This is a genomic window from Paracoccus sp. SMMA_5_TC (genome assembly GCF_009696685.2).
Lineage (GTDB): Bacteria > Pseudomonadota > Alphaproteobacteria > Rhodobacterales > Rhodobacteraceae > Paracoccus.
This window is the reverse complement of the sequence record NZ_CP102355.1, coordinates 882,045-905,746: the sequence shown is the minus strand read 5'-3', so window position 1 is coordinate 905,746 and position 23,702 is coordinate 882,045. Positions and strand designations below refer to the sequence as shown.

At 68.4% G+C, this 23,702-nt stretch carries 24 protein-coding genes; 11 read left to right on the top strand and 13 right to left on the bottom strand.

Going from position 1 to position 23,702, the window contains the following annotated elements; translation table 11 throughout:
* Positions 1-36 precede the first annotated feature (36 nt).
* From addA to dapB, 5 genes are read right to left on the bottom strand one after another with little or no spacing between them, the layout of a single operon-like run.
* On the bottom strand, positions 37-3,399 hold the full coding sequence (gene addA / locus GB880_RS04550) for a double-strand break repair helicase AddA (RefSeq protein ID WP_154493596.1): 3,363 nt from the start codon (positions 3,397-3,399) through the stop codon (positions 37-39).
* Positions 3,392-6,346: a double-strand break repair protein AddB gene (addB, locus tag GB880_RS04545; RefSeq protein ID WP_263467321.1), complete on the bottom strand. Its 2,955-nt coding sequence runs from the start codon at positions 6,344-6,346 to the stop codon at positions 3,392-3,394. Before addB ends, addA begins: the two co-directional genes overlap by 8 nt.
* Positions 6,339-7,007 (bottom strand): nucleotidyltransferase family protein, encoded by a 669-nt coding sequence (locus GB880_RS04540; RefSeq protein WP_195840869.1) that lies wholly within the window; start codon positions 7,005-7,007, stop codon positions 6,339-6,341. The genes addB and GB880_RS04540 overlap by 8 nt, the downstream gene beginning before the upstream one ends.
* Positions 7,004-8,419, bottom strand: a complete 1,416-nt coding sequence (tsaE, locus tag GB880_RS04535; protein ID WP_154494404.1) for a tRNA (adenosine(37)-N6)-threonylcarbamoyltransferase complex ATPase subunit type 1 TsaE — start codon at positions 8,417-8,419, stop codon at positions 7,004-7,006. The genes GB880_RS04540 and tsaE overlap by 4 nt, the downstream gene beginning before the upstream one ends.
* A 24-nt stretch (positions 8,420-8,443) precedes the next feature.
* Positions 8,444-9,250, bottom strand: a complete 807-nt coding sequence (gene dapB / locus GB880_RS04530) for a 4-hydroxy-tetrahydrodipicolinate reductase (protein ID WP_154494405.1) — start codon at positions 9,248-9,250, stop codon at positions 8,444-8,446.
* A 68-nt stretch (positions 9,251-9,318) separates the two neighbouring features.
* On the opposite strand from dapB, the gene rbfA reads away from it, so the two are divergent.
* Genes rbfA through truB form a run of 3 tightly spaced genes read left to right on the top strand, consistent with a single transcriptional unit; the run spans position 9,319 to position 11,397 of the window.
* Positions 9,319-9,756 (top strand): 30S ribosome-binding factor RbfA, encoded by a 438-nt coding sequence (gene rbfA, locus GB880_RS04525; RefSeq protein ID WP_154494406.1) that lies wholly within the window; start codon positions 9,319-9,321, stop codon positions 9,754-9,756.
* Positions 9,746-10,501: a phosphodiester glycosidase family protein gene (locus GB880_RS04520; protein ID WP_154494407.1), complete on the top strand. Its 756-nt coding sequence runs from the start codon at positions 9,746-9,748 to the stop codon at positions 10,499-10,501. Before rbfA ends, GB880_RS04520 begins: the two co-directional genes overlap by 11 nt.
* Positions 10,501-11,397 carry a tRNA pseudouridine(55) synthase TruB gene (gene truB / locus GB880_RS04515; protein ID WP_154494408.1) on the top strand — a complete coding sequence of 299 codons (897 nt, stop codon included), beginning with the start codon at positions 10,501-10,503 and terminating at the stop codon, positions 11,395-11,397. Before GB880_RS04520 ends, truB begins: the two co-directional genes overlap by 1 nt.
* 34 nt (positions 11,398-11,431) lie before the next feature.
* On the opposite strand, the gene GB880_RS04510 is transcribed toward truB, so the two are convergent.
* From GB880_RS04510 to GB880_RS04490, 5 genes are all read right to left on the bottom strand, one after another.
* Complete coding sequence (locus tag GB880_RS04510; protein ID WP_195840870.1) at positions 11,432-12,307, bottom strand: YihY/virulence factor BrkB family protein; 876 nt, start codon at positions 12,305-12,307, stop codon at positions 11,432-11,434.
* A gap of 76 nt (positions 12,308-12,383) precedes the next feature.
* Positions 12,384-13,115, bottom strand: a complete 732-nt coding sequence (dnaQ, locus tag GB880_RS04505) for a DNA polymerase III subunit epsilon (RefSeq protein ID WP_263467319.1) — start codon at positions 13,113-13,115, stop codon at positions 12,384-12,386.
* The gene (gene coaE / locus GB880_RS04500; protein ID WP_154494489.1) at positions 13,108-13,704 is read right to left on the bottom strand and encodes a dephospho-CoA kinase; all 597 of its coding nucleotides are present in this window, start codon (positions 13,702-13,704) and stop codon (positions 13,108-13,110) included. Before coaE ends, dnaQ begins: the two co-directional genes overlap by 8 nt.
* Positions 13,701-14,555: a shikimate dehydrogenase gene (locus GB880_RS04495; protein ID WP_154494488.1), complete on the bottom strand. Its 855-nt coding sequence runs from the start codon at positions 14,553-14,555 to the stop codon at positions 13,701-13,703. The genes coaE and GB880_RS04495 overlap by 4 nt, the downstream gene beginning before the upstream one ends.
* Positions 14,556-14,588: 33 nt before the next feature.
* Positions 14,589-15,047 carry an RrF2 family transcriptional regulator gene (locus GB880_RS04490; protein ID WP_154494487.1) on the bottom strand — a complete coding sequence of 153 codons (459 nt, stop codon included), beginning with the start codon at positions 15,045-15,047 and terminating at the stop codon, positions 14,589-14,591.
* 152 nt (positions 15,048-15,199) lie between these two features.
* On the opposite strand from GB880_RS04490, the gene GB880_RS04485 reads away from it, so the two are divergent.
* Genes GB880_RS04485 through GB880_RS04455 form a run of 7 tightly spaced genes read left to right on the top strand, consistent with a single transcriptional unit; the run spans position 15,200 to position 20,236 of the window.
* Positions 15,200-16,417, top strand: coding sequence for an NAD-dependent epimerase/dehydratase family protein (locus tag GB880_RS04485; protein WP_154494486.1), 1,218 nt, complete (start codon positions 15,200-15,202; stop codon positions 16,415-16,417).
* An 11-nt stretch (positions 16,418-16,428) separates the two neighbouring features.
* Complete coding sequence (locus tag GB880_RS04480) at positions 16,429-17,268, top strand: glycosyltransferase (protein ID WP_154494485.1); 840 nt, start codon at positions 16,429-16,431, stop codon at positions 17,266-17,268.
* Complete coding sequence (locus GB880_RS04475) at positions 17,262-18,083, top strand: NAD-dependent epimerase/dehydratase family protein (protein ID WP_263467318.1); 822 nt, start codon at positions 17,262-17,264, stop codon at positions 18,081-18,083. The genes GB880_RS04480 and GB880_RS04475 overlap by 7 nt, the downstream gene beginning before the upstream one ends.
* 1 nt (position 18,084) lies before the next feature.
* Complete coding sequence (locus GB880_RS04470; RefSeq protein WP_154491495.1) at positions 18,085-18,540, top strand: GAF domain-containing protein; 456 nt, start codon at positions 18,085-18,087, stop codon at positions 18,538-18,540.
* The gene (locus GB880_RS04465; RefSeq protein ID WP_154491492.1) at positions 18,518-18,913 is read left to right on the top strand and encodes a GFA family protein; all 396 of its coding nucleotides are present in this window, start codon (positions 18,518-18,520) and stop codon (positions 18,911-18,913) included. The genes GB880_RS04470 and GB880_RS04465 overlap by 23 nt, the downstream gene beginning before the upstream one ends.
* Positions 18,914-18,965: 52 nt before the next feature.
* Positions 18,966-19,592, top strand: a complete 627-nt coding sequence (locus tag GB880_RS04460) for a LysE family translocator (protein WP_154491489.1) — start codon at positions 18,966-18,968, stop codon at positions 19,590-19,592.
* On the top strand, positions 19,589-20,236 hold the full coding sequence (locus GB880_RS04455) for an RluA family pseudouridine synthase (protein WP_154491486.1): 648 nt from the start codon (positions 19,589-19,591) through the stop codon (positions 20,234-20,236). Before GB880_RS04460 ends, GB880_RS04455 begins: the two co-directional genes overlap by 4 nt.
* A gap of 3 nt (positions 20,237-20,239) precedes the next feature.
* Here GB880_RS04455 and GB880_RS04450 read toward each other — a convergent pair whose 3' ends face one another.
* From GB880_RS04450 to GB880_RS04440, 3 genes are read right to left on the bottom strand one after another with little or no spacing between them, the layout of a single operon-like run.
* Positions 20,240-22,024, bottom strand: coding sequence for a sensor histidine kinase (locus GB880_RS04450; protein WP_263467316.1), 1,785 nt, complete (start codon positions 22,022-22,024; stop codon positions 20,240-20,242).
* Between the two features lie 4 nt (positions 22,025-22,028).
* Complete coding sequence (locus tag GB880_RS04445; protein WP_154491483.1) at positions 22,029-22,622, bottom strand: RNA polymerase sigma factor; 594 nt, start codon at positions 22,620-22,622, stop codon at positions 22,029-22,031.
* Positions 22,623-22,627: 5 nt separating this feature from the next.
* Positions 22,628-22,774 (bottom strand): NepR family anti-sigma factor, encoded by a 147-nt coding sequence (locus tag GB880_RS04440; protein WP_154491480.1) that lies wholly within the window; start codon positions 22,772-22,774, stop codon positions 22,628-22,630.
* Positions 22,775-22,873: 99 nt separating this feature from the next.
* Between GB880_RS04440 and GB880_RS04435 the strand changes: the two genes are divergently transcribed.
* A complete protein-coding gene (locus GB880_RS04435) occupies positions 22,874-23,677 on the top strand; it encodes a response regulator (RefSeq protein WP_154491477.1) in 804 nt (267 codons plus the stop codon).
* Positions 23,678-23,702: the final 25 nt, after the last annotated feature.

Sequence of the window (23,702 nt, the reverse complement as noted above, 5' to 3'; positions counted from 1 at the left end):
GGGCCGGTGCAAGGACCGGCATGTGACTGCAAACAGCTAGGCACCCGTTGCGGCGGGGTCAAGGCCCGCCAGCGCCCGATCCAGCAGCACATCGGGCAGCACCATCAGCTGGCGCGCCGCCGTCCACAGCACCGCCAGCTCGATGCGGTGGTCGGGCCAGATCTGGCGCAGTGCCGCGCGATAGGCGGCCATCTGCCGCAGGATGCCCTGGGGCGTGGCCTCGGGCATGCCGGGCACGTCGCGGTTGGTCTTGTAGTCGATGGCCAGGATACGATCAGGGGCGATGACCAGCCGGTCGACCTTGCCCAGCACCATGCCCAGCCCCGGCAGCGGGGCCGCGATCTCGAGCTCGGCCATGACCTCGGCCCCGGGCGGCAGCTCAAAGACCTGCGCCAAGGCCGGCGCGGCGATCACCGCCTGCGCCTCGGCCAAGAGGCTTGCCAGCATCGCGGTGTCGGGCAGGCCGCCCTCGGCCGCCGACAGCAGATCGCGCGCCAGCCGCGGCCAGTCGGCGGCGGGATGATCGGGCAGATGTTCCAGCAGCAGATGCAGCCGGGTGCCGAACAGCATCGCCGCCTGCGCGTCGCCGGCGCCGCCACCGATCACCTTGGCCCCGCCCAGATCGCTGGGGGCCAGCACCCGGCGCCGGGGCGGCACCGGCGGCAGATCGGCGCGCAACCAGTCGGGTTCGGGCGGATCGGACAGCAGGGTTCGTGCCACAGCCGGCGCCTGTTCGGGCCAGTCGCCGAATTGCAGCCGCCGTATCTCGCCGCCCCAGGAAGCCGGCAGGCGCTGTTGCGGCAGCGTGCAGCGGTCCAGCCCCGCCGCGACCATGGCGTGCCAGCTTTCGGCATCGGTCTCACCAGCCGCCGCCACGATCAGCCAGCTTTCGGCGCGGGTCAGCCCGACATAGAGCAGGCGCTTGCGCTCTTCGAGCTGGCGGCGGGTGTGGTCCTGGGCCAGATCCTCGGCCTGGGGCGGACGTTCGCCGCTGCGCCCGCGCCACAGCGGCATGCCGCCGGGAACGGGCAGCACCGGCGCCTCGCGCGGGGGGCGGCGACGGGCGGTGTCGGGCATGATGACGATGGGGCTTTCCAGCCCTTTCGAGCCATGCACCGTCATCACCCGGATCAGCCCCTCGCCCTCGCCGGCGCTGCCGGGCTGGCGGCGCACCTCGATGTCGTCGCCGGCCAGCCAGACCAGGAAGCCGGTCAGCGAGGGGGTCTCGGCCCCCTCATAGCCCAGCGCCTGCGACAGCAGCTCGTCGATGCCATCCTGGGCCTCGGGGCCCAGCCGCGCCAGCAGCCGTTGACGGCCGCCGTGGCGGATCAGCAGCCGCTGGATCAGGTCATAGGGGCGCAAAAAGCCGGTCTGCCCCATCAGGTCGGACAGCAGATCGACGGCGGCGCGATGGTCCGATTCCCGCAGCCGCTGCCACAGGAACTCGCCGCGCCGGCGGCCATGGGCCAGACGATAAAGCTGTTCCTCGGTCAGGCCGAACAGCGGCGAGCGCAGCGCCGCGGCCAGGGAAAGGTCGTCCTCGGGCGTGGCCAGCACCGACAGGACGGCGCGGATGTCGCGCACCGCCAGTTCGCCGGCCAGCTTCAGCCGATCGGCCCCCGCCACCGGCAGATCGGCCGCCTTCAGCGCCGCGATGATCTCGGCAAACAGATCCGAGCGGCGCTGCACCAGGATCAGCACGTCGCCGGCGCGGATCGGGCGCGGCTGGCCGCTGCGCGGATCCAGGATCGGGGTGCCCAGCATCTGCCGCACCGCCTGGGCGATGGCGCGCGCCAGCTGGGTGATTTCGGAATTTTCCGCCTGTTGATCGACCGGATCGGTCCAGTCGCCCGGCTGCGGCTTGTCGGGTTTCGGCACCGGCGGCCACAGGTCGACGCGGCCGGGCATCTGCGCACGAAAGGCGCGGTGTTCGGGCGCCGGCCCCAGCCCGCGCGCGGCATCGCCGGCAAAGACCTGGTCGACCAGATGCAGGATCGCCGGCGACGAGCGGAAGCTGTAGCGCAGTTCCAGCACCTGCATCGGGTTCTGCGCCGCATCGAAGGCGGCGGCAAAACCCTGTCGCCGGGCCTCGAACACGGCGACATCGGCGCCCTGAAAGGAATAGATCGACTGCTTGGGGTCGCCGACCACGAACAGGCTGCGATCGTGATCGCGCGCCCCCAGCCCCGAGGTGAATTCGTCGGTCAGCCGTTCGATCACCTGCCACTGCGCCGGGCTGGTATCCTGGGCCTCGTCGACCAGAATGTGGTCGATGCCCCCGTCCAGCCGGAACAGCACCCATTGCGCCATGCTGGCTTCGGACAACAGCCGTGCCGTGCGCTCGATCAGGTCGTCGAAATCCAGATGGCCATGCGCGGCCTTTTCCGCGCGATAGCGGCTCAGGAAGGCGTGGCCGAAGCGGTGCAGGGCCAGGGTTTTTTCGGCATGGGCCAGCGCCACGCGGCGCGGCCGGGCCATGGCCACGCGCTCCATCAGGATCGCCAGATCGTCGATCAGCCCGGCGCATGGGCCGGTGCGCAGCGCCTTGGCCGGAAAGCTGTCGTATTTCGGGGCAAAGGGCTCCTTGGCCTCGGCACCGTTCAGCAGCACCTTTTCCAGGATGGTCAACTCGGCCAGGCCCGGCGCGGCCCAGTTTCCCGGCAGCAGGCGCGCGGCCGCGCGCTGGTCGTTGACGCCCGATTTCAGCAGATGCGGGATCAGCGCCGGGATCACCATGGCACCATCGGCAAAGCATTGCGCCACCAGATCGTCCATGGTCTCGTCCGGGGCAAGGCCCGCGCCCGCCCAGATCGCCGCGGGATCGGCCGGTCTTTCAAAGCCGCGCAGACCGGCCAGGAACGCGTCCAGATCCTCGCCCGAATGCAACGCCAGCAGATCCTGCAAGGCCGGGTGGCCGTCGCGGGCCATGTCCTCGATCAGGGTGGCGCGGATCAGCGCCGCGCTGCGGTCGTCAAGTTCGGTGAACCCGTGCGGCACGCCGGCCTCGATCGGAAAGCGGCGCAGGACACCGGCGCAAAAGCTGTGGATGGTCTGCACCTTCAGCCCGCCCGGGGTTTCGATGGCGCGGGCAAACAGCCGCCGCGCCGCGCGCAGATCGCCCTGGGCGGGTTCGCCCAGCCGCAGCAGTTCGGCGCGCAGCTCGGCTTCGGGCAGCATGGCCCAGCTGCCCAGCCGCGCCAGCAGCCGGTTCTGCATCTCGGTCGCGGCGGCCTTGGTATAGGTCAGGCACAGGATGCGTTCGGGCGCGCATCCGTTCAGCAGCAGCCGCGCCACCCGGTCGGTCAACACCCGCGTCTTGCCCGAGCCGGCATTGGCCGTCAGCCAGGTCGAGCGACGCGGGTCCGCCGCCTGAACCTGCGCGCGTGTCGCCTCATCCATCGCGGAACCTTTCCGGCCGGGCCGGCTGGGTCGCGTCCCATTCGCCGTGGCGCGACAGGTGGTCGTAATCGCTGGCGTGATCGGTGCGTTCCATCGCCAGCCGGGCGGTAAAGCCGCGCTCGCCCCGCAGATAGCGCCCGATCAGGGTGACAAAGCCCTGCCAGCTGCGCTGGCCGTCGCCAGGGGCGAAGCTGCGCGGTTCGGTCCGGCCTTCACCGCCCAGATGGATATAGCTGATGCCGGCGACCTCGACCGGGCCCAGGCGTGAAAACCCGCCCAGTTCCACCATCGCCGCCTCCAGCGGCAACTGCTTGTCGAAATGCGCGATCTGCTGGTCGGTGGGCGGCTTGCCGGATTTGTAGTCATAGACCTGCACCCGGCCATCGGCCAGCAGGTCCAGCCGGTCGGGCCGCGCCCGCAGCCGGAACTCGGCCCCCGGCACCGACAGGCGGCCGTCGTCCTCGATCAGGACCGGCCGGCCCTGGGTCAGGCGCGCGGCCTCGTCCGCCATCAGCCGGTCGGCCACCCGGGCGATGCGCGCACGCCAGAACAGCCGGGCCGAGGGCCAGGGCACATCGCGGGCCAGCACCTCGTCGGCGATGGTCAGCAGCCGCGCCACCATCAGCTGCTGGGTTTCGGGGTGGTCGGGCAGGCCGCGCAGGAAACGGTCCATGATGTCGTGCAGCACGGTGCCGCGTTCGGCGGCATCGGGCGCGGGGCGCAGCGGGTCCAGCGGACGCAGCCCCAGCACCCGGCGGGCATAGACGGCATAGGGGTCGCGGATCAGGGTGCGCACCTCGGTCACCGACATTTCCGACAGCGCCGGCGCCGGCGGAATGGGCGAGGGACGCGGCGCCGGCGCCAGCCGCAACCGCGGCCGCGCCTGCGCGCGCGCCAGCGCCAGCCAGTTCTCGCCGCGCGCGCGCATCGCCGCCAGCGCCTGCGGCCCCTGCTGATCGGGCAGGCCCGCCAGCAGGTTCACCAGCCGGTTGAGCCAGCGCGAGGGGATGGTCTCGGCCTCGGCATCGCGGCGGGCGCGGGTCAGCACCACCTGCGGCGCCGCCGCCGCCTGCTGGAAATCATGCGCCGCCAGGCCGATGCGACGTTCGGGCAGCGTCAGCCCGGCGGCCAGCCGCATCGGCCGTGACAGCCAGGGGTCGGGAGGCAGCGTCTGCGGCCAGCCGCCTTCGTTCAGCCCCGACAGGATCACCAGCCCGGCGGCGGCGCCCACCGCCTCGGTCCGGGCCTCGCGCGGGCCGCGAAAGCGCACCAGCGGATGGGCGGCGACATCCTGGCGCACCGCCTGGCGCTGCAACTCGTCATATAGCAGTGCGCCGAATTCGGCCGGCCGCAGGTCGTGGCCCAGATGGGCATGGGCCGACAGATGATCCAGCACCGCCCGCGCCTGGCCGCCGGCATCGCGCGCCCATAGTTCCGACTGCGCCGCATCGCCGCCCGGGCCGGCGGCCAGATCCTCGGCCAGGGTCAGCAGTTCCCGCAGGCGCTCGGTCAGCGGGCGCGGGCCGCGATCCTGCGCCAGTGGCGCCATCCGGTCCAGCAGATCGGCAAGCCACAGCGCCCAGGGCTTGCGCGCGGCATCGCCGCGATCGGCCCAGGCGCGCAGCGCCGCGCCATCGGGAAAGGCCGGGCCATGCTTGCGCAACTGCAGTTCCAGATCGCGGCTGTGCAGGTTGTGCTGGCGCCGCGCCTCGGGGCCAAGGCCGGTGGCGGTGACCGGATGTTTCAGCAGCACCAGCAGCCGGTCGATCAGCAGATCGGCGCCGAACAGATCGGCGACATGGCGCAGGAACAGCCCCGGCGCGGTCAGCGGCAGCGGCCGGCCGGCGGAATCGTCGGCAATTATGCCCCAGCGGTCCAGCGCCGATTCCACCCGCCGCGTCAGCATCCGGTCGGCGGCGATCAAGGTGACCGGCTGGCCGCGCTGCACCGCCTCGCGGATGATCAGCGCCACCGCCTCGGCCTCAAGCCCCGGCTGTTCGGCCTCGATCAGGGTCAGGTTCGCGGTGGCCGGGACCAGCGGCCCCAGCTGCGGGCCGTCCTGGATCCACTGGTCGGTGACCGGGGCCGGGCGCAGCGCCAGCGACAGCAGGCGGTTGCGCGCCGGATCGGGCGCGGGCGCGTCCAGCCAGGGGCGCGGCGGCCCGAACTCGGCCAGAAGCGGCGCATAGCGGGCCTGTGGATGATCCTCGGCCCGGGCGTCCAGCCCGTCCCAGACCGTTTGCGGCAGGTCGAAGTCGAAGCCCGGCAGCACCACCGCCCCCTGCGGCAGCCGCGCCACCGCCCGCATGAAGTCGCGCGTGGCCCCGTGCGAGCCGGTCGAGCCCGCGACCAGCACCGGCCCTGGCGGCAGATCGCACCCCCGGGCCCAGGCGGCGGCCAGGCGTTCAGCGGCGGCGCGCTGGCAGGATTCGCGATCCTGCGGCGGATCGGTCAGGTAATAGCCGGCGGCGATGCGCAGGAACGCCAGCGCCCGGCCCCAGTGCTGGGCGTGGTCGCCGGCGTCGATGCGGTCGAGCGCCTCGGCGCCCAGCCCCTCAAGCTGCATTTCCGCCATCAGCCCCGCCAGCGAGCTTGCCAGGTCGGGCACCGACTGCCCCTGCGCCAGATCGGGCTGGGCCCGCAGCGCCGCCGCGATCAGCCGCCCCAGGTCCAGCCGCCGCGCCAGCGGCGGCGTGACCGGGCCGCCGCCCAGATCGGCGATCAGCCGCAACTGCGGCAGCACCATCGGCCCGCGCCAGACAAAGGCTTCGCGCAGCGCCAGCAGCGACTGGCCGGAATTTGCATAGATGGTGACGCGCGCCATGTCCTGCGGTGGCCGGCCGCGCATGCGCGCGATCAGCCCCTCGGCCAGGGCACCGGGGAAATCGGCGCCGCAGGGCAGGGCGAACAGGCCGTTCTGCCAGCCTTGGGTCGGGATCTCAGTCACGCAGCAGCGCCTCGGCCAGGGGGATGCAGTCGGGGCGGCCGACATCGCACCAGTCGCCCGAATGGACCAGGCCATGGGCGCGGCCGGCAGCGATCTGCAGATCCCACAACCGGTTGAGCGAAAACACCGGCTCGGCGATGGCCGCCAGCCGGTCGGTGCGGATGATCTGTGCGCCGCCATAGACCAGATCGCCGCCGCGGATCAGCCGACCGTCGGGGTCCAGGCTGAAATCGCCGCCGCCCTGCCGGCCATGCGTGCGCGCCAGCGGCACCAGCATCAGCAGCGCCTCCATCCCCGGATCCCAGGCCGCCAGCAATGCCGCCAGCGGGTTGGGGCCGCGCCAGACCGCATCGGGGTTCAGCGTCAGCACCGGTCCCGGTCCCAGCAGGGGCAGTGCCCGGCGCAGCCCGCCACCGGTCTCGAGCAGCTGGTCGCTTTCGTCGGAAACAGCAATATCGGGGCCGAGGTGGTCGCGGATCTGTTGGCCCAGATGGTGGATATTGACCACCACCGGACCCGCGCCGGCCGCACGGCCCAGATCCAGCGCCCGGTCGAGCAGCGTCCGTCCGGCCACCGGGATCAGCGGCTTGGGCAGCCGGTCGGTCAGCGGCGCCATGCGCGTGCCCTTGCCGGCGGCAAAGATCATCAGCGGCAGGCTCATCGGCCGATCCTGTCCACGTTCTGGGGGGTGGGGGCGGGGATGCCCGCCAACGCCTGGGCCAGCGGCGCCAGCGCCGGATGCGCCAGGTCGCGTTGCAGCGCCGCCCAGACCCGCGGCATGAAGGCCAGATAGCGGCGTTTGCCCTCGGTCCGGGCCAAGCGGGTAAAGATGCCCAGGATGCGCAGGTTGCGCTGCGCCCCCAAGAGCGCATAGGCGGCGCCGAAGGCAGTCGCATCGACGCCGGTCGCCGCGACATAGCGGGCGATCTGCGCCGCCTCGATGGCGGGGTCCACGTCGCGGCGCGCGTCCTGCAAGGCCGAAACCAGATCATAGGCCGGATGCACCGCCACCGCGTCCTGGAAATCCAGCAGCCCCAGCGGTTCCGCGCCGCGCCAGACGATGTTTTCGGCATGAAAATCGCGCAGCCCCAGCACCGGCGGCAGGTCGGCGCACAGCACCTCATGCAGCGCGGCGATCACCGGCGCCACCTCGGCGCCCAGGCCCGGGTGGCCCAGCGCCGGCGGGTAATGTTCGGCAAACAACCCGACCTGCCGGGCCAGTTCCGGCCCATCCAGCCGCAGCACGTGGTCGGGCGGCGCGTGGCGGTGCAGCTCCACCAGCAGATCGGTCATCCGCCCATAGATCCGCGGCGCCAGATCGGGCTGAGCCTCCAGCACCCGGGCGACCAGATCGTCGCCCAGATCCTCGAGCAGCAGCAGACCTTCGTGGGTGTCGGCGGCGAGTATTTCGGGGGCGTGGAAATCGCGGTGGCGCAGCCATTGCGTCATGGCGACATAGCTGTCGGTGGTGCCGGGCGCGGCATCCATCAGCACCGCGCTGCGCGCGTCCTCGAGCAGGCGGAAATAGCGCCGGGCCGAGGCATCGCCCGCCAGCGGCAGCAGCCGCGCCTGCCCCCAGCCGGCGCGGTGGATCAGCCGGGCGATGGCGGGCAGGCGGGCGACAAAGCCCCAGCGGGCCTCGGAACCCGCCAGGGTGATGCGGCGCAGTTCGGGAAACTCCGGATGCGGCTCGAGCCCGAGGCGCAGCGGATCTGGCAGCGCGCCGCCATGATCGGGCCATTCGATCAGCACGATCGCCTGGCGCATCGCCTCATCAAGGCCCAGCTCGACCAGTTCGTCGGGATGGCTCAGCCGATAAAGGTCTGCGTGCCAGATTTCCGTGGCCTCGGGGTCGGGATAGGTCTGGACCAGGGTAAAGGTGGGGCTGGGCACCTCTTCGGCCAGGGCACCCTGCCGGGCGCGGATGAAGGCGCGGGCGAAATGGGTCTTGCCCGCCCCCACCGCGCCATCCAGCGCCACCACATCGCCCGGCTTCAGCACGGCCGCCATCACCCGCGCAAGACAGGCGGTCAGATCGGCGTCGGCGGGGTCAAGTGTTGCTAGCAGCGTCATCAGCCCAACCTAGGCGCGCAGCGGTCAAAGGCCAAGCACATCCGCCATGTCGTATTCGCCCGGCCCCTTGTCCTGCCCCCATAGCGCGGCGCGCAGCGCCCCGCGGGCAAAGATGGCGCGGTCGGTGGCGACATGGCGCAGGATCAGCCGTTCGCCTGCCCCCGCGAACAGCACATCGTGTTCGCCGACGATGTCGCCGCCCCGGATGGCCGAAAAGCCGATGCTGCCGCGGCTGCGGGCGCCGGTAATGCCTTCGCGGGCCGGGGTGCGCAGCGCCTCGAGCGGCTGGCCGCGCCCCTGGGCCGCGGCCTCGCCCAGCATCAGCGCCGTGCCCGAGGGTGCATCGACCTTGCGGTTGTGATGGGCCTCGACCACCTCGATGTCCCAGTCCTCGCCCAGCGCGGCGGCAACGCGGCGGGTCAGGCCGACCAGCAGGTTGACCCCCAGGCTCATGTTGCCGGCTCGGATGATCGGGGCATGGCGGGCGGCGGCGCGCAGTGCCTGCAGATGCGGCGGCTCGAGGCCCGTGGTGCCGATCACATGCACCGCGCGCGCCTGCGCGGTCAGTTCGGCAAAGGCGACCGTGGCTTCGGGCGCGGTGAAATCGATCACCGCCTGGGCGCGGGCAATCGCCTCGACCGCGTCATCGGTCACGGTGATGCCCAGCGCCGCGCCCCCCATCGCCTCGCCCAGGTCGCGGCCGACCCAGGGGTTGCCCGCGCGCTCGACCGCACCGACCAGCCGCGCCTGATCCGATTCCAGAACGGTGCGCACCAGCATCTGGCCCATGCGCCCCGAGGCACCCGTGATGACGATTCCCGGTTTGTCCATGACGTTTCCCCCGTTTGCGCCCTTCTATCCCGTTGCGGCGCGGGCCGCGACCCCCTACATCTGCGGCCATGGCACAGAACCGCTTTCATTCCGGAAATGGTCCCTCGCAACGGCAGTTGCGGGTGGGCGAACTGATCCGCCGCACCCTTTCGGACGTCCTGCTGCGCGGCGATGTCCATGACCCGGACCTGAACCGGCATTCGATCACCGTGGGCGAGGTGCGCACCTCGCCCGATCTGAAGGTGGCGACGGCCTATGTCCTGCCGCTGGGCGGCCATGACGCGCAAGAGGCGCTGGCCGCGCTGCGGCGCAATTCGGCAGAATTGCGGCATCTGGTCGCCAGGTCGATGACCCTGAAATACGCGCCGCAGTTGCGTTTTGTCCTGGACGAGACCTTCGACCGCATGGACGAGACCCGCCGCCTGCTGAACGAGGATCGCGTCCGTCGCGATGTGGCGGGCGACACACACGACAACCCCGAGAGCAACCCCGACGATGCGGTTTGATCTGAAACGCCGGCTGGGGCTGGCGTTGGGGGCACTGGTCGCCATGACCCTGCCTGCCGTTGCCGGCATCTGTGAACGGCGCAACTTCGACGGCCAGGGTTATGTGGTCTGCACGCTGGCTGCCGATCAGCAACCCGGCCTGCAGCTGTGGCTGAACGGCCCGGACGGCCGCGTGCTGGGGGATTTCGCCGCCCTGCGCCGCAACCTGCCCGATGATCGGGTGCTGGTCTTTGCCATGAATGCGGGCATGTATCATCCCGATTACCAGCCCGTCGGGCTGTTTGTCTCGGACGGGGTGAAAAGCCACGAACTGGTCACCGCCGGCGGTGGCGGCAATTTCGGCATGTTGCCCAACGGGGTGTTCTGCGCCGGGGGGGCACGCCCCTATCAGGTCATCGAAAGCCGCGCCTTTGCCCGCAGCCAGCCGCAATGCCGGCTGGCCACGCAATCGGGGCCGATGCTGGTGATCGACGGCGCGCTGCACCCGCGCTTTCTGGTCGACAGCGACAGCCGTTACATCCGCAATGGCGTGGGCGTTTCGGCCGATGGCCGCACCGCCTGGTTCGCCATTTCCGACAGGGCCGTCACCTTTCACGAATTCGGCCGCCTGTTTCGCGACGAACTGGGCGCGCGCGATGCGCTTTACTTTGACGGCTCGATTTCCAGGCTGTATGCCCCCGCGCTCAACCGCGCGGATTTCGGGCGGCGGCTGGGGCCGATCATCGGATATACGGAACAGAAGTAATGGCACGCAAGAAGGGACGCGAGATCCACGGCTGGCTGATCGTGGACAAGCCTGCAGGCATGGGCTCGACCGATGTGGTCAGCCGCGTGCGCTGGGCGCTGGACGCGAAAAAGGCGGGTCATGCCGGCACGCTGGACCCCGACGCCACCGGCCTGCTGGCCGTGGCCCTGGGCGAGGCGACCAAGACCGTCCCCATCCTGACCGAGGCGCTCAAGGCCTATGACTTCACCGTCGCCTGGGGGGCCGAGACCAGCACCGACGATGCCGCCGGCCAAGTGCTCAAATCCGCGCAATCGCGGCCGGATGCGGATATGATCCGGGCGGCACTGCCGCAATTCACCGGGCAGATCATGCAGGTGCCGCCGGCCGTGTCGGCGGTCAAAGTCGATGGCGCCCGCGCCTATGATCTGGCGCGCGAAGGCGAGGCGGTCGCCCTGGCCCCCCGGCCGCTATGGGTGGATTCGCTGGAACTGCTGGCTGCCGGCGCCGACAGCGCCGATCTGCGCATGGTCTGCGGCAAGGGTGGTTATGTGCGGGCGATTGCCCGCGACCTTGGCCGGGCGCTGGGATGTCTTGGCCATGTGGCGCGGCTGCGCCGGATCTGGTCGGGTCCCTTCGACCTGTCAAAAGCCGTGACGGTGGACCAGATCGACAGCGCGCATCAGCCGCAGCTTGAGGCGGCCTTGCTGCCGTTGCAGGCGGCGCTGGCCGATCTGCCGCAGATGCAGGCCACCGAAACCGGCGCCATCCGCATCCTCAACGGCAATCCCGGTCAGGTGCTGGGCCATGCCGATTTCGGCACCGAGGTCTGGGTGAGCCGCCAGGGCAGGGCGCTGTGCATCGGCCGCTATCTGGGCGGCGAGGTCCAGCCCAGCCGTGTGTTCAATCTGGGGTGACTGCCTTGGGTGACGCGGGTCGGCAAGGGCTGATCTAGTCCGTCCCTTGCGAATCTCGGGCAGCCTGACGCAGCTTGCGCGCGGCGATGACGCGCCGGCGGCGGGCCAGTTCGACATTGATCACCGATCCCAGCATCACCGAAAACCCGCCCAGATAGAACCACATCAGCAGCACCACCACCGCCCCGATCGAACCGTAGATGCGGTTGTAGCTGTTGAAGTTGTTCAGATAGACCGAAAATCCGTAGGACGCGCCCGCCCAGGCCAGCGCCGCAAACAGCGACCCCCAGGTAAAGATCGGCGTGCGCGGCGTCTTAACGTTCGGGCCATAGCGATACATGATGCCGATGACGATCTGCACGATGACAAAGATCGCAAACCAGGGCAGCGCGCCAACCAGCCAGTTGCGCAAGGGCACATCGGGCAGGAAGTTGAAGGCGATCGGCACCACGATGATGGTGGCCAGGCCCATGATGACCACCACCACGATGACCAGCGTCAGCACATAGGCCAGAACAAAGCCCATGATCGTCGAATGCGATCGCACCCCATGGGCTGCGTTCAGGCCCCGGATCAACGCATCCACCCCGGCGCGGGCGGAAATGGTGGCGATCAGGAAGGAAATCGCCGTGGTCCAGCCCAGTTGCGTGCGTCCTGCCGCGATCAGCGCGTTGATCTGGCCATAGATGATGTCGGCGGCTCCTGCCGGGATGAATTCGTCGGTGGCATGGATATATTGTTCGATCAGATGCGGGTCATACCACAATCCCCATAACGCAAACAGCGCCGCCAGCCCCGGAAAGACCGCGAACATGGCATAGAAGGCCACCCCCGCTGCGATCAGACCCATGTGGATCTTGTCCATGCGTTCAAAGATTGCCAGGACGAATTGCCACCATTCGCGGATCACGAATCCCGTTCCCTCTTGGCTTTGGCCCGTGCTGCCTTCCCGGCCCAGCGGGTCGACGGGCGGTGCGGTTTCGTTCCTAACGCCCGGGCGCAGCCGATGGTTCGTCCGGTGGCGCGGCGTAACGCAGCCACAATGCCTTGTCGCCCATGCCGGAAATGAAGGCGGCATGGGCCTCGGCCTCGGCCGGGGTCAGGCGCGGGGGCAACGGGCGCGGCCGCGCGCCGCGCGGGGCGGGGGCCGCATCGTCGCGGGCCTGCATGGCGCCAGGGCCGGTTTCCAGCACCAGGCCGGGCTGACGGCCGCCGCGCAGCGCCAGATAGACCTCTGCCAGCAATTCGCTGTCCAGCAGCGCCCCGTGCAGCGTGCGGTTGGAATTGTCGATCCGGAAGCGTCGGCACAGCCCGTCCAGCGTGTTCTGCGCCCCCGGAAAGCGGTTTCGCGCCATTTCCAGCGTATCGATGGCGCGCGACATCGGCAACGTCGGGTGGCCCGCCGCCTTGAGTTCCCAGTTCAGGAATTTCATGTCGAAGGCGGCATTGTGGATCACCAATCGCGCATCCAGTCCGACGAATTTCATGAAATCGCCGGCAATCTCGGCAAAGCGCGGCTTGTCGCGCAGGAATTCGTCGCTTAGCCCATGCACCTCGAATGCGGCGGTGGGCATGGGCCGTTCCGGGTTGATATAGCGGTGAAAGGTGCGCCCCGTGGGCAGGTGGTTCATCAGCTCGACCGCGCCGATCTCGACTATACGGTCGCCGGTCTCGGGGTCGAAACCGGTGGTTTCGGTATCCAGGACGATCTCACGCATGGGGGTGTCTTGCCATGATCCGGTCGCAGATGTCCATGATCGCGGCCCGCGCCCCCTCAAGCGTCACCGTCGGGATGATCCAGTCGGCGCGGGCGCGCTTTTCGGCATCGGGCATCTGACGCGACAGGATCAGCGCCAGCGCCGCCTCGGTCATGCCGGGGCGCGCCAGCACCCGCGCCCGCTGCAACTCGGCCGGGGCCGACACGACGGCGACGCCGTCCATTTCGTCCTGGGTGCCGTTTTCGTAAAGCAGCGGGATGTCCAGCACCACGATGGGTGCGTCGGCATGACGCGCCAGAAAGCCGGCACGGTCGCGGGCGACCAGCGGATGCACGATCGCCTCGAGCCGGGCAAAGCCGTCCGGATCGGCGGCCAGCGCGGCGCGCAGCGCGGATCGGTCGATGCCGCCATCGCGCAGGGCATCGGGAAAGGCCGCCGCAACCGGCGCGACCGCGGCCCCGCCCGGCGCATACAGCCGGTGCACGGCCTCATCGGCGTCCCAGACCGGGTGGCCCAGATCGCGAAACATCTGCGCGGCGGTGGATTTTCCCATGCCGATGCCGCCGGTCAGACCCAGGCGAAAGCTCATGCCAGCACCGCGGCGCGCAATTCCTCGTCCACCTCGGGGCGACGACCGAACCAGCGTTCGAACCCCGGCGCGGCCTGATGCAGCAGCATGCCCAGACCGTCGACGACCCGACAGCCGCGCGCCTGCGCCTGCACCAGGAACGGCGTCATCAGCGGCACATAGACCAGGTCGGTCACCAGCGCGTCGGGCGACAGCGCCTCGATCGACAGGCCAAGCGCCGGCTTGCCCTGCATCCCCAACGAGGTTGCGTTGACCACCGTCATCGCACCCTCCAGCATCTCGCCGGCGTGGGCCCAGTCATAGACAGTGACGCGGGCACCGAATTCGGCCTTGATCTGTTCGGCCCGCAGCCGGGTGCGGTTGGCCAGCCGCAATTCGGGCACCCCGTTTTCCAGCAGCGCCGCCACCACCGCCCGCGCCGCGCCGCCCGCCCCGATCAGCGCCGCCGGCCCCAGGTCGGGTATCCAGTCCGGGACGTGCTGGCGCAGATTGGCGATGAAGCCGTAGCCATCGGTATTGTCGGCATGGATCTTGCCGTCAGGGCGAAAGATCAGCGTATTGGCGGCCCCGATCAGCGCGGCGCGATCGGTGACGACATCGGCCAGTTCCAGCACCGCCTCCTTGTGGGGGATGGTGACATTGACACCGACAAAGCCCATGCGCGGCAGCAGCGGCAGCACCGCGGCCAGATCCTCGGGCGCGACGGGCAGCGGCACATAATGCCCGGCCAGCCCATAGCGCCGCAGCCAGTGCCCATGCAGCGCTGGCGAGCGCGAATGCGCCACCGGCCAGCCGATCACCCCGGCCAGGGGAATGTTCTGCGCCGCCACGGCGCCCGATGGCGCGCTCATCCCTGCATCAGTCATCGCCTGCCCACCCTGCAATCACGCCAGACCCATTTCCGGCCCCATTTCCGGCAAGGCCCCATCCTTGACCAGATCCTCCAGCGTCAGCGATTCGATCAGCAGCAGATAGGACCAGAACAGCTGTCCGAACAACCGGCGCAGGCGGCAGCTGGCCTCGTCGGTGCAATCGTCGCAAGGCTGATAGGACCGCCGCGACAGACAGGGCAGCGGCGCGATCGGCCCATCGACCTGGCGCAGCAATTCCCCGATCGAGATTTCCGCCGGCTGCTTGATCATCACATAGCCGCCCGCCCGTCCACGGCGTGACCCGACATAGCCGGCATTGCGCAGATCCAGCATGATGTGTTCCAGAAACCGCTTGGGCGCGCCGGATCGCTGGGCGATTTCCTCGATGGTCAGCGCGGCGCCACCGGCAGCGATTTCATCCGCCAGTGCCATCAAGGCCTTGATCGCATATTTGGTTTTCTGCGAAATCATATCGAATCCTTAAAGAGGGGCGCAGGGCCTTGCAATCGTTTCGGCAGTTTTCCCCCGCAATTCCGGTAATCCCGCCGGGAACTATCGCCAATCCGCCATCGTTCTGACACAATTTTCGCGCATTCCTGCGGCGCGGCATGAGGGAGACACATATGCGTATTGCAGTTCTTGGCGGCGACGGTTTCGTGGGCTGGCCGACCGCCCTGCATCTGTCCGAGCTGGGCCATGACATCCACATCATCGACAACCTGTCGCGGCGCTGGATCGACACCGAACTGGGCGTGCAGTCGCTGACGCCGATGGATTCGATCCAGGAACGCTGCCGGATCTGGCATCAGCTGACCGGGCGGCGCATCCATTTCCACCTGCTGAACCTGGCAACCGAATACGAACGGCTGAAATCCTGGCTGGGCGAACATCGCCCCGACGCGGTCATCCATTTCGCCGAACAGCGCGCCGCGCCCTATTCGATGAAATCCGACCGCCACAAGGTCTATACCGTCAACAACAACATCAACGCCACGCACAACCTGCTGGCGGCGCTGGTCGAAACCGGCATCGACGCGCATCTGGTGCATCTGGGCACCATGGGCGTCTATGGCTATTCCAGCGTGGGCGCACCCATTCCCGAAGGCTATCTGGACGTTCAGATCGACACGCCACACGGCCCCAGGGCGCAGCAGATCCTGTATCCGACGCGGCCGGGGTCGGTCTATCACATGACCAAAAGCCTCGATCAGATCCTGTTCCAGTTCTATGCCCAGAACGACGGGCTGCGCATCACCGACCTGCATCAGGGCATCGTCTGGGGCACCCATACCGACCAGACCCGGCGCCACGATCAGCTGATCAACCGCTTCGACTATGACGGCGATTACGGCACGGTGCTGAACCGCTTCCTGATCCAGGCCGCCATCGGCTATCCGCTGACCGTTCACGGCACCGGCGGCCAGACCCGCGCCTTCATACATATCCAGGATTCGGTGCGCTGCATCGAACTGGCGCTGCAGGACGCCCCGGCGGCGGGCGAACGTGTGCGCATCTTCAACCAGATGACCGAGACCCACCGCGTCCGCGACCTGGCCGAGATGGTCGCCCGCCTGACCGGGGCCGAGATCGCCTGGCTGCCCAACCCCCGCAAGGAGGCCGACGAAAACGATCTGATCGTGCAGAACGACCAGTTCCTGGCCCTGGGGTTGCAACCGATCACCCTGGCCGAGGGGCTGCTGGCCGAGGTGGTCGATGTGGCGCGCAAATATGCCCATCGCATCGACCGCACGCGCGTGCCTGCGGTGTCGGCCTGGACCCGCGACATCGCCCAGCGCGTCGAACACGACCCAGAGGGCAAGCGGCTGCGTTCGGTCTCGTGACGCCCGCGCGCATGGGGACAGGGTTGCATCCCGAAGGCAAGGCGCGGTCGGACCACGCCTTTGTCAGCCTGGCCACCAATGCCGATTATCTGATCGGCGCGCGGGCGCTGTTCCGGTCGCTGATCCGCACCGGCACCCGCGCCGACCTTGTGCTTATCCACACGCATCTGCCCGCGGCCGATCTGCAGGATCTGCGCGATCTGGGCGTGCGCCTGGTGGCGGCCGAACTGCTACCGACCTCGGACGCGTTCAACGCCCGGCACGCCCGCGACCGCGTGCATGGGTTGGCCCCCTTTACCAAGGGCGAAAAGCCGCCCTTTCACACGCCGCTGGACAATTTCGTCAAGCTGCGGCTGTGGCAGCTGGATTATGCCCGGGTGGTGTTCATCGACGCCGATGCCATCGTGCTGCAGAATATCGACCGGCTGTTTGACTATCCCGAATTCTCGGCAGCGCCGAATGTCTATGAAAGCCTGGCCGATTTTCACCGGCTGAACTCGGGCGTGTTCACCGCCCGGCCGGCCGAGGCGACCTTTGCGGCGATGCTCAAGCGGCTGGACAGTGCCGATGCCTTCTGGCGACGCACCGACCAGACCTTTCTGGAAAGCTTCTTTCCGGGCTGGCACGGGCTGCCGGTGTTCGACAATATGCTGCAATATGTCTGGCTGAACCTGCCAGAGCTGTGGCGATGGGACGACATCCGCATCCTGCATTACCAATACGAAAAGCCCTGGCAGGACCATGCCAAGGCCGACCGGCTGCGGCCGCTGATCGAGCTGTGGCGCGCCCATGCCGGCGACGGGCCGGTGCCCGATCCCCGCGACCTGCCGGAACCGCCCCGCTCATGCTGATCGCGCTGACCGGGGCATCGGGCATCGTCGGCGGCTGGATCGGCGCCGCCTTGACGCGGGCCGGCCATCAGCTCCGGCCGCTGCACGGCTGGCGGCTGGGCCAGCCCGCCGATCTGGCGGGCTGCCAGGCACTGGTCCACGCCGCCTTCCAGCACCTGCCCGGCCGCTATCGCGGCGGCGAGGGCGACGATCCCGCCGGGTTTCGCCGCGCCAATCTGGACGGCACGCTGGCACTGTTCCGCGACGCACAGGCGCAGGGGGTGGGGCGGGTGCTGTTCGTGTCGTCGCGCGCCGTCCACGACGGCCACCCCCCCGGCACCCTGCTGACCGAGGACATGCCACCGGCGCCGACCACGCTTTATGGCGAGGTCAAGGCCCAGGCCGAACAGCTGCTGGCAGCCATGGCCGGGCCGGATTTTCGCACCGCCAGCCTGCGCCCGACCGGGGTTTTCGGCCCGGGCCGGCCACAGAAATGGGCCGGTTTGATCGGGGATTTCCTGGCCGGGCGGCCCATTGCGCCCCGCGTCGCCACCGAGGTGCATGGCGCCGACCTGGCCGACGCCGCGCTTCTGGTGCTGAGCGACCCCGCCATGTCGGGCGCCTATGACGTCAGCGACCTGATCCTGGACCGACACGACCTGCTGGCCGCGGTCGCCGCGCTGACCGGCGCCCGCCATCCACCGCCGCCGCGGGCCGATGCGCGGCTGCTGCGCGTGCCGAAATGCGCACGCCTGCGGGCCTTGGGCTGGCAACCCCGGGGTCTCGAACGGCTGCATGCCGATCTGCCGCTTATTCTCGAACAGCTCAAGGACTGACATGACCGTGGATTACGACGAACTGGCCGCCACCATCCGCAGCCTGACCCATGGCGAAACCGACGAGATCGCGCTGATGGCCACCCTGGCCTGCGAGATCCACCATGCCGACAGCCGCTTTGACTGGACCGGCTTTTACCGCGTCACCGCGCCCGAGGTGCTGAAGATCGGCCCCTATCAGGGCGGGCACGGCTGCCTGGTGATCCCGTTTTCGCGCGGCGTCTGCGGGGCGGCGGCGCGCACGCGCCAGGTGCAGCTGGTGGCCGATGTCGATGCCTTTCCCGGCCATATCGCCTGCGCCAGCAGCACCCGCTCGGAACTGGTGATCCCGGTGATCGGCGCGGGCGAAAGGCTGATCGGCGTGCTTGACATCGACAGCGACCAGCCCGACGCTTTCACCCAGACGGATGCCCAGCGCCTGCAGGAGATCCTGGATGAATGTTTCGGACGTCACTGAATTCCGGGGTCATTGCCTGTGCGGGCGCATCCGCTTTCACGGCACCTATGACGCAGGCCACGACCTGCGCGCCTGCCATTGCAGCCAGTGCCGGCGCTGGTCTGGCCATGTCTGGGCCGCGATCCTGCCCAGGTCGCTGACCATCGAGGGCGAACCCGCGTGGTATCGCGCCTCGGAAATCGCGCGCCGGGGCTTTTGCCGGGATTGCGGCAGTTCGCTGTTCTGGCAGCGCGACGGCTCACCCATCATCGACGTGGCGGCAGGCGCGATCGACAGCCCCACCGGGCTGCGGATGCTGGGCCATATCTTTGTCGCCGACAAGGGCGATTACTATGACATCGCCGACGGCCTGCCGCAGAACCCGCAGGAATAGTTGACGCCGCCCCCCGGCCCGGTCGATATGCGACGGGACAAGGGGACGCGCGATGATCTGGGATACGCTGGCCAATTTTCCTGCCGAACAGCTGCTGGCCTTCATGGCCGGGGCTCTGGTGCTGAATTTCGCCCCCGGCCAAGACGTGTTCTTTGCCAGCGCCTGCGGCATCCAGGGCGGGCCGCGGGCCGGGGCGCTGGCCGGGTTGGGGGTCGGTCTGGGGGTGATCTGCCATGTGCTGATGGCCACCATCGGCCTGGGCGCTCTGGTTGCGGCCCATCCCGGCGCGCTGGCGGCGATCAAATATGCCGGCGCCGGTTATCTGCTGTTCCTGGCGTGGAAAAGCTGGCATGCCGGCACCATCGACCCGCGCGCCCGCGCCGCCCAGCGGCCCTGGAACATCATCCGTCGCGGGGCGCTGTCGAACCTGCTGAACCCCAAGCCGGTGCTGTTCCTGCTGGCCTTCCTGCCGCAGTTCACCCGCCCCGAACTTGGCCCGGTCTGGCAGCAGATCCTGGGCCTGGGGCTGATGTTCACCCTGTCGGGGACGCTGGTGACCATGGGCTATGGCGTGGTCGCGGGTCTGGCGGGGCAGGTGATCGGCCAGCGGCTCGCGCTGGTCAATCGCCTTGCGGCGGTCATGTTCGCCGGGCTGGCGCTGCGGCTGGTGTGGAAATGAGCTTCGTCTATCAGCCCACCGATGAACAGCCGCAGGTGATCCATGCCGATCACGAGGTGCTGGTGGTCGACAAGCCGGCGGGGCTGCTCTCGGTGCCCGGCCGGGGCGAGGATCGCGCCGATTGCCTGATCGCGCGGCTGCGCGGCGCCTTTCCCACGGTGCTGCTGGTGCATCGACTGGATCTGGACACCTCGGGGGTGATGGTCTTTGCGCTGACGCCCCACGCCCAGCGCCACCTGTCGCGCCAGTTCGAAGAGCGGCGGACCAGGAAAACCTATCTGGCAAGGGTCTGGGGCCAGCTGGCCCCGGCCACCGGCACCGTCGATCTGCCGCTGATCGTCGACTGGCCGAACCGGCCCCGGCAAAAGGTCGATCACGACCAGGGCCGGCCGGCGCAGACCCATTGGCGCGTTATCCGCAGCACGCCGCAGGAAAGCCGGGTGAGGTTGACTCCGGTCACCGGACGCAGCCACCAGTTGCGGGTGCATATGGCGGCGCTGGGGCACCCGATCCTGGGCGATCCGCTTTACGCCAGCGGGGCGGCGGCGGCCTTTCCCCGGCTGATGCTGCATGCCGAAAGCCTGCGCTTCAAGCACCCTGAATCGGGCGTCATGATGGGCTTTCAGGCCCCTGCGCCCTTCTGAAACCTAGTGCTGGGCGCCGGGACGCGCCGCCGAGGTCAGAACAACCTGCGCCGGACCCGGCTCGGGACGCTTCTGGCTGAGGGATTCCACGGCAAAGCGCAGACGCAGCAGATAGCGGCCCCCTTCGATGCTGTGGCTGCTTTCACCCTCGAGCTGGGTGGCAAAGGCCTCGATCAGCTGGCTGCCCAAGCCGGTGCTTTCCGCGTCGCGCGCATCGCCGATCGAATTCTCGATTTCCAGCACCACATGGCAATCGCCATCGCGGCGCAGCGACACCCGCACCCAGGGACGCGCGCCTGGGTCCGTGGTGCCCGAATATTTCAGCGCATTGGTAAAGGCTTCGGTCGCCAGCAGCGTCAACGGCACCGCCTGATCGGGCATCAGCACCAGCGGCTCGAGCTGGGTATCGATGCGCAGCCCAGCGCCCGGCCCGACCGAGGCATTGGCCATCTGGTTGATGATGTCGTGGATCAGCCGGTCTGCCTCGACCGAATCCAGATGCTCGGCCTGATAAAGGTTGCGATAGATCGTGGCCAGCGACGCCACCCGATCCTGGACCGAACGCAGCACCCGGCGCGCGTCGTCGTGATCGATCACCCGTATCTGCATGTTGATGATCGAGGCGATCAGTTGCAGGTTGTTCTTGACCCGATGATGAACCTCTTTCAGCAGCACGGTCTTTTCGGTGACGGCGGCCTCCATCGCCTCTTCGTCGCGGATGAGAATGCGGGCCATGTTGTGAAAGGTCTGCGACATGTCCTCGATCTCGGCGGGGGCTCCGCTCAGGACAGGCGGCGGCGACGAGCGGTCGCCGATGGCAAAGCGGCGCATCTGGCTGCGCAATTCGCGGATATGGCGCAGCACCAGGCGATAGACCGCGAAATAGGCCACACCCAGCGATGCCGCCCACAGGATCAGCGGCAGGATCAGCGCCGTGCGGCGGGTGACATCGATGCCGGTCAGCCCGGAATCGGCGCGATTCCATGACCCCAGCGCATAGACCAGCCCAGGCACGACCGGCACAACGCTGAACACCCGGCTTTCGCCGCTGTTCGACAGGTCGCGGAAGGTGGTTTCCGAACGCGACAGCAGGGTGGTCAGCGAATTTCCGCGCGGCAACACCGCCTCGATGTCGCCGGCACCCTCGCGGTCCGTGGACAGCACCTCGCCGTGGTTGTTGAAGGTCAGGATGCGGGCGTCCTCGGTCCCCAGGCCGGCGACATGGGTGGAACGCAGCATGTCATGCGACATGGCAACGGCGATATAGCCCAGCAGATCGACGCCGCGATACAGCGGCTGGATCACCACCACCTCGGCATGATCGGTCAGCGTGCCGCGCGGGTTGGTCGTCACCAGGGTGCCGGGACTGTCCACGAACTTGCGATAGGCAGGATCCTGGCCAAGATCGTGCCGTCCCGGCACCGAGGCACATTCGGTAATGCCATCCATCCGGGTGAAGCCCGCATAGACAAAGCTGACGCTGCGCTGAACAAAGCCGCGCATGATGTCGGCGCAGGCTTCGGGCCGGTCCATGGTTTCCAGCACCGCAGGCCCAAGGGCGTCGGCAGTTCCCAGCGCGCCTTGCAGCAGCGCCCGTTCCCCCGCGGCTGCGGTGGCGGTGCGTCCCAGCAGCGCGATTTCCGAACTGCGTTCGTATTCGCGCGACAGATGCAGGGTCTGAATGACCGAGATCAGCCCTATGGGCAGGATGGCCACCGACAGCAGGCCCCCCAGGCGAAAACCCAGACCCTTGGTGAACTCAAGCCGATCGAACAGACGTCGCAGCACGGGTCTAACGCATCACCGGATTGTTCTGCGCCATCACCGCAAGCGTGGCCCGGTCGGTCATTTCCAATTCCTCGCCATCCTGCAGATGCAGCAGTTCGGCCAGGCGTCGCCGACCCCGGTTGGCGCGCGACTTGACGGTGCCCACAGCCACGCCGGTCATCTCGGCCGCTTCCTCGTAGGAAAAGCCCGAGGCACCGACCAGGATCAGCGCCTCGCGCTGCTCATCGGGCAGCTTCTCGAAGGCGGCGCGAAAATCGTTCAGCGCCAGGCGTCCATCGTGTTCTGGGCGCGTGGCCTGCCGCGCCGCATGCGCGCCATCGCTGTCGCTGACCTCGCGCCGGGTCTTGCGCCGCGCGGAATAGAAGGTGTTGCGCAGGATGGTGAACAACCACGCGCGCAGATTGGTGCCGGGCTGGAACTTGTCGATATGGGTCCAGGCCTTGACGATGGTGTCCTGCACCAGATCGTCGGCAGCCGCCCCTTCACGAGTGAGTGACAATGCAAAGGCGCGAAGGGCGGGCAGATGGTCGACCAACTGATCCCGCGGGCTGGTTGCGCCGGCGGGCTGGGCGCTGCGCACCAGGTTCGATCCGGTCATGCGGGCTACTCCTGCTCGCGCAATTTTTCTAGCAATTCCAGAAACCTGTCGGGAACTTTCTGGGTCACATCCTGTTCATAGACACGACGGAGGTTTTCGTCGATCTGCTTTTCGATGGCGGCTTTCTTGCGATCCTCGCGCCTGATACTCATTTTTTAATTATTCCCGAAAATCTTGTGCGCACCTTGCCTAACGGCTACGTATCCGATCAAGTTCCAGGAAACGACGTCTTTTTTTTCTTCGAGGTTACCATGTCCGCAGCGGATCTTGCCCAGTCCATCAGCCGCGAACTGCCCTATCTGCGCCGTTACGCACGGGCGCTGACCGGCAGTCAGACGGCGGGCGACAATTATGCCGCCGCCACGCTGGAGGCCATTCTGGCCGACCGCAGCCTGATGCAGGGCGAGGATACCCGCATCGCGCTGTTCCGCACCTTTCACGCCATCTGGCAGAGTTCCGGCCAGCCGGTCGAGATGGAGGCCCAGACCCCGCGCGAGGCGCGCGCCCAGGCGCATCTGCGCGGTCTGACCCCCAATTCGCGCGAGGCGCTGCTGCTGCGCACCATCGAGGAACTGCGCTACGATCAGATCGCGCTGATCATGCAATGCCCCCAGTCCGAGGCCGAGGAGCTGGTGCAGATCGCCTTGAACGAAATGAGCCAGGCGCTTTCGGGCAAGGTCATGGTGATCGAGGATGAAACCATCATCGCCATGGATCTGAAAGGCATCGTCCAGGCGATGGGGCATTCGGTGACAGGTATTGCCCGCACCCACAGCGCCGCCGTCGAACTGGCGCATCAGAAACGCCCCGACCTGATCCTGGCCGACATCCAGCTGGCCGATGGCTCGTCGGGGATCGACGCCGTCAACGAATTGTTGCGCGACATGGGCGACATTCCGGTGATCTTCATCACCGCCTTCCCCGAGCGCCTGCTGACCGGCGACCGCCCGGAACCGGCGTTCCTGATCTCGAAGCCTTACAGCGAGGAACAGGTGCGTTCGGCCGTCAGCCAGGCGATGTTCTTTGCCAGCACCGAAGGGCTCAGTGTCGCCTGACATCCGAAAGTGATTGCCCGGTGCT

Coding starts and splice junctions, on each gene's coding strand:
- addA (WP_154493596.1), bottom strand. CDS start 3,399: ATGGATGAGGCGACACGCGCGCAGGTTCAGGCGGCGGACCCGCGTCGC.
- GB880_RS04540 (WP_195840869.1), bottom strand. CDS start 7,007: ATGAGCCTGCCGCTGATGATCTTTGCCGCCGGCAAGGGCACGCGCATG.
- tsaE (WP_154494404.1), bottom strand. CDS start 8,419: ATGACGCTGCTAGCAACACTTGACCCCGCCGACGCCGATCTGACCGCC.
- dapB (WP_154494405.1), bottom strand. CDS start 9,250: ATGGACAAACCGGGAATCGTCATCACGGGTGCCTCGGGGCGCATGGGC.
- rbfA (WP_154494406.1), top strand. CDS start 9,319: ATGGCACAGAACCGCTTTCATTCCGGAAATGGTCCCTCGCAACGGCAG.
- GB880_RS04520 (WP_154494407.1), top strand. CDS start 9,746: ATGCGGTTTGATCTGAAACGCCGGCTGGGGCTGGCGTTGGGGGCACTG.
- truB (WP_154494408.1), top strand. CDS start 10,501: ATGGCACGCAAGAAGGGACGCGAGATCCACGGCTGGCTGATCGTGGAC.
- dnaQ (WP_263467319.1), bottom strand. CDS start 13,115: ATGCGTGAGATCGTCCTGGATACCGAAACCACCGGTTTCGACCCCGAG.
- coaE (WP_154494489.1), bottom strand. CDS start 13,704: ATGAGCTTTCGCCTGGGTCTGACCGGCGGCATCGGCATGGGAAAATCC.
- GB880_RS04495 (WP_154494488.1), bottom strand. CDS start 14,555: ATGAGCGCGCCATCGGGCGCCGTGGCGGCGCAGAACATTCCCCTGGCC.
- GB880_RS04490 (WP_154494487.1), bottom strand. CDS start 15,047: ATGATTTCGCAGAAAACCAAATATGCGATCAAGGCCTTGATGGCACTG.
- GB880_RS04485 (WP_154494486.1), top strand. CDS start 15,200: ATGCGTATTGCAGTTCTTGGCGGCGACGGTTTCGTGGGCTGGCCGACC.
- GB880_RS04480 (WP_154494485.1), top strand. CDS start 16,429: ATGGGGACAGGGTTGCATCCCGAAGGCAAGGCGCGGTCGGACCACGCC.
- GB880_RS04475 (WP_263467318.1), top strand. CDS start 17,262: ATGCTGATCGCGCTGACCGGGGCATCGGGCATCGTCGGCGGCTGGATC.
- GB880_RS04470 (WP_154491495.1), top strand. CDS start 18,085: ATGACCGTGGATTACGACGAACTGGCCGCCACCATCCGCAGCCTGACC.
- GB880_RS04465 (WP_154491492.1), top strand. CDS start 18,518: ATGAATGTTTCGGACGTCACTGAATTCCGGGGTCATTGCCTGTGCGGG.
- GB880_RS04460 (WP_154491489.1), top strand. CDS start 18,966: ATGATCTGGGATACGCTGGCCAATTTTCCTGCCGAACAGCTGCTGGCC.
- GB880_RS04455 (WP_154491486.1), top strand. CDS start 19,589: ATGAGCTTCGTCTATCAGCCCACCGATGAACAGCCGCAGGTGATCCAT.
- GB880_RS04445 (WP_154491483.1), bottom strand. CDS start 22,622: ATGACCGGATCGAACCTGGTGCGCAGCGCCCAGCCCGCCGGCGCAACC.
- GB880_RS04440 (WP_154491480.1), bottom strand. CDS start 22,774: ATGAGTATCAGGCGCGAGGATCGCAAGAAAGCCGCCATCGAAAAGCAG.
- GB880_RS04435 (WP_154491477.1), top strand. CDS start 22,874: ATGTCCGCAGCGGATCTTGCCCAGTCCATCAGCCGCGAACTGCCCTAT.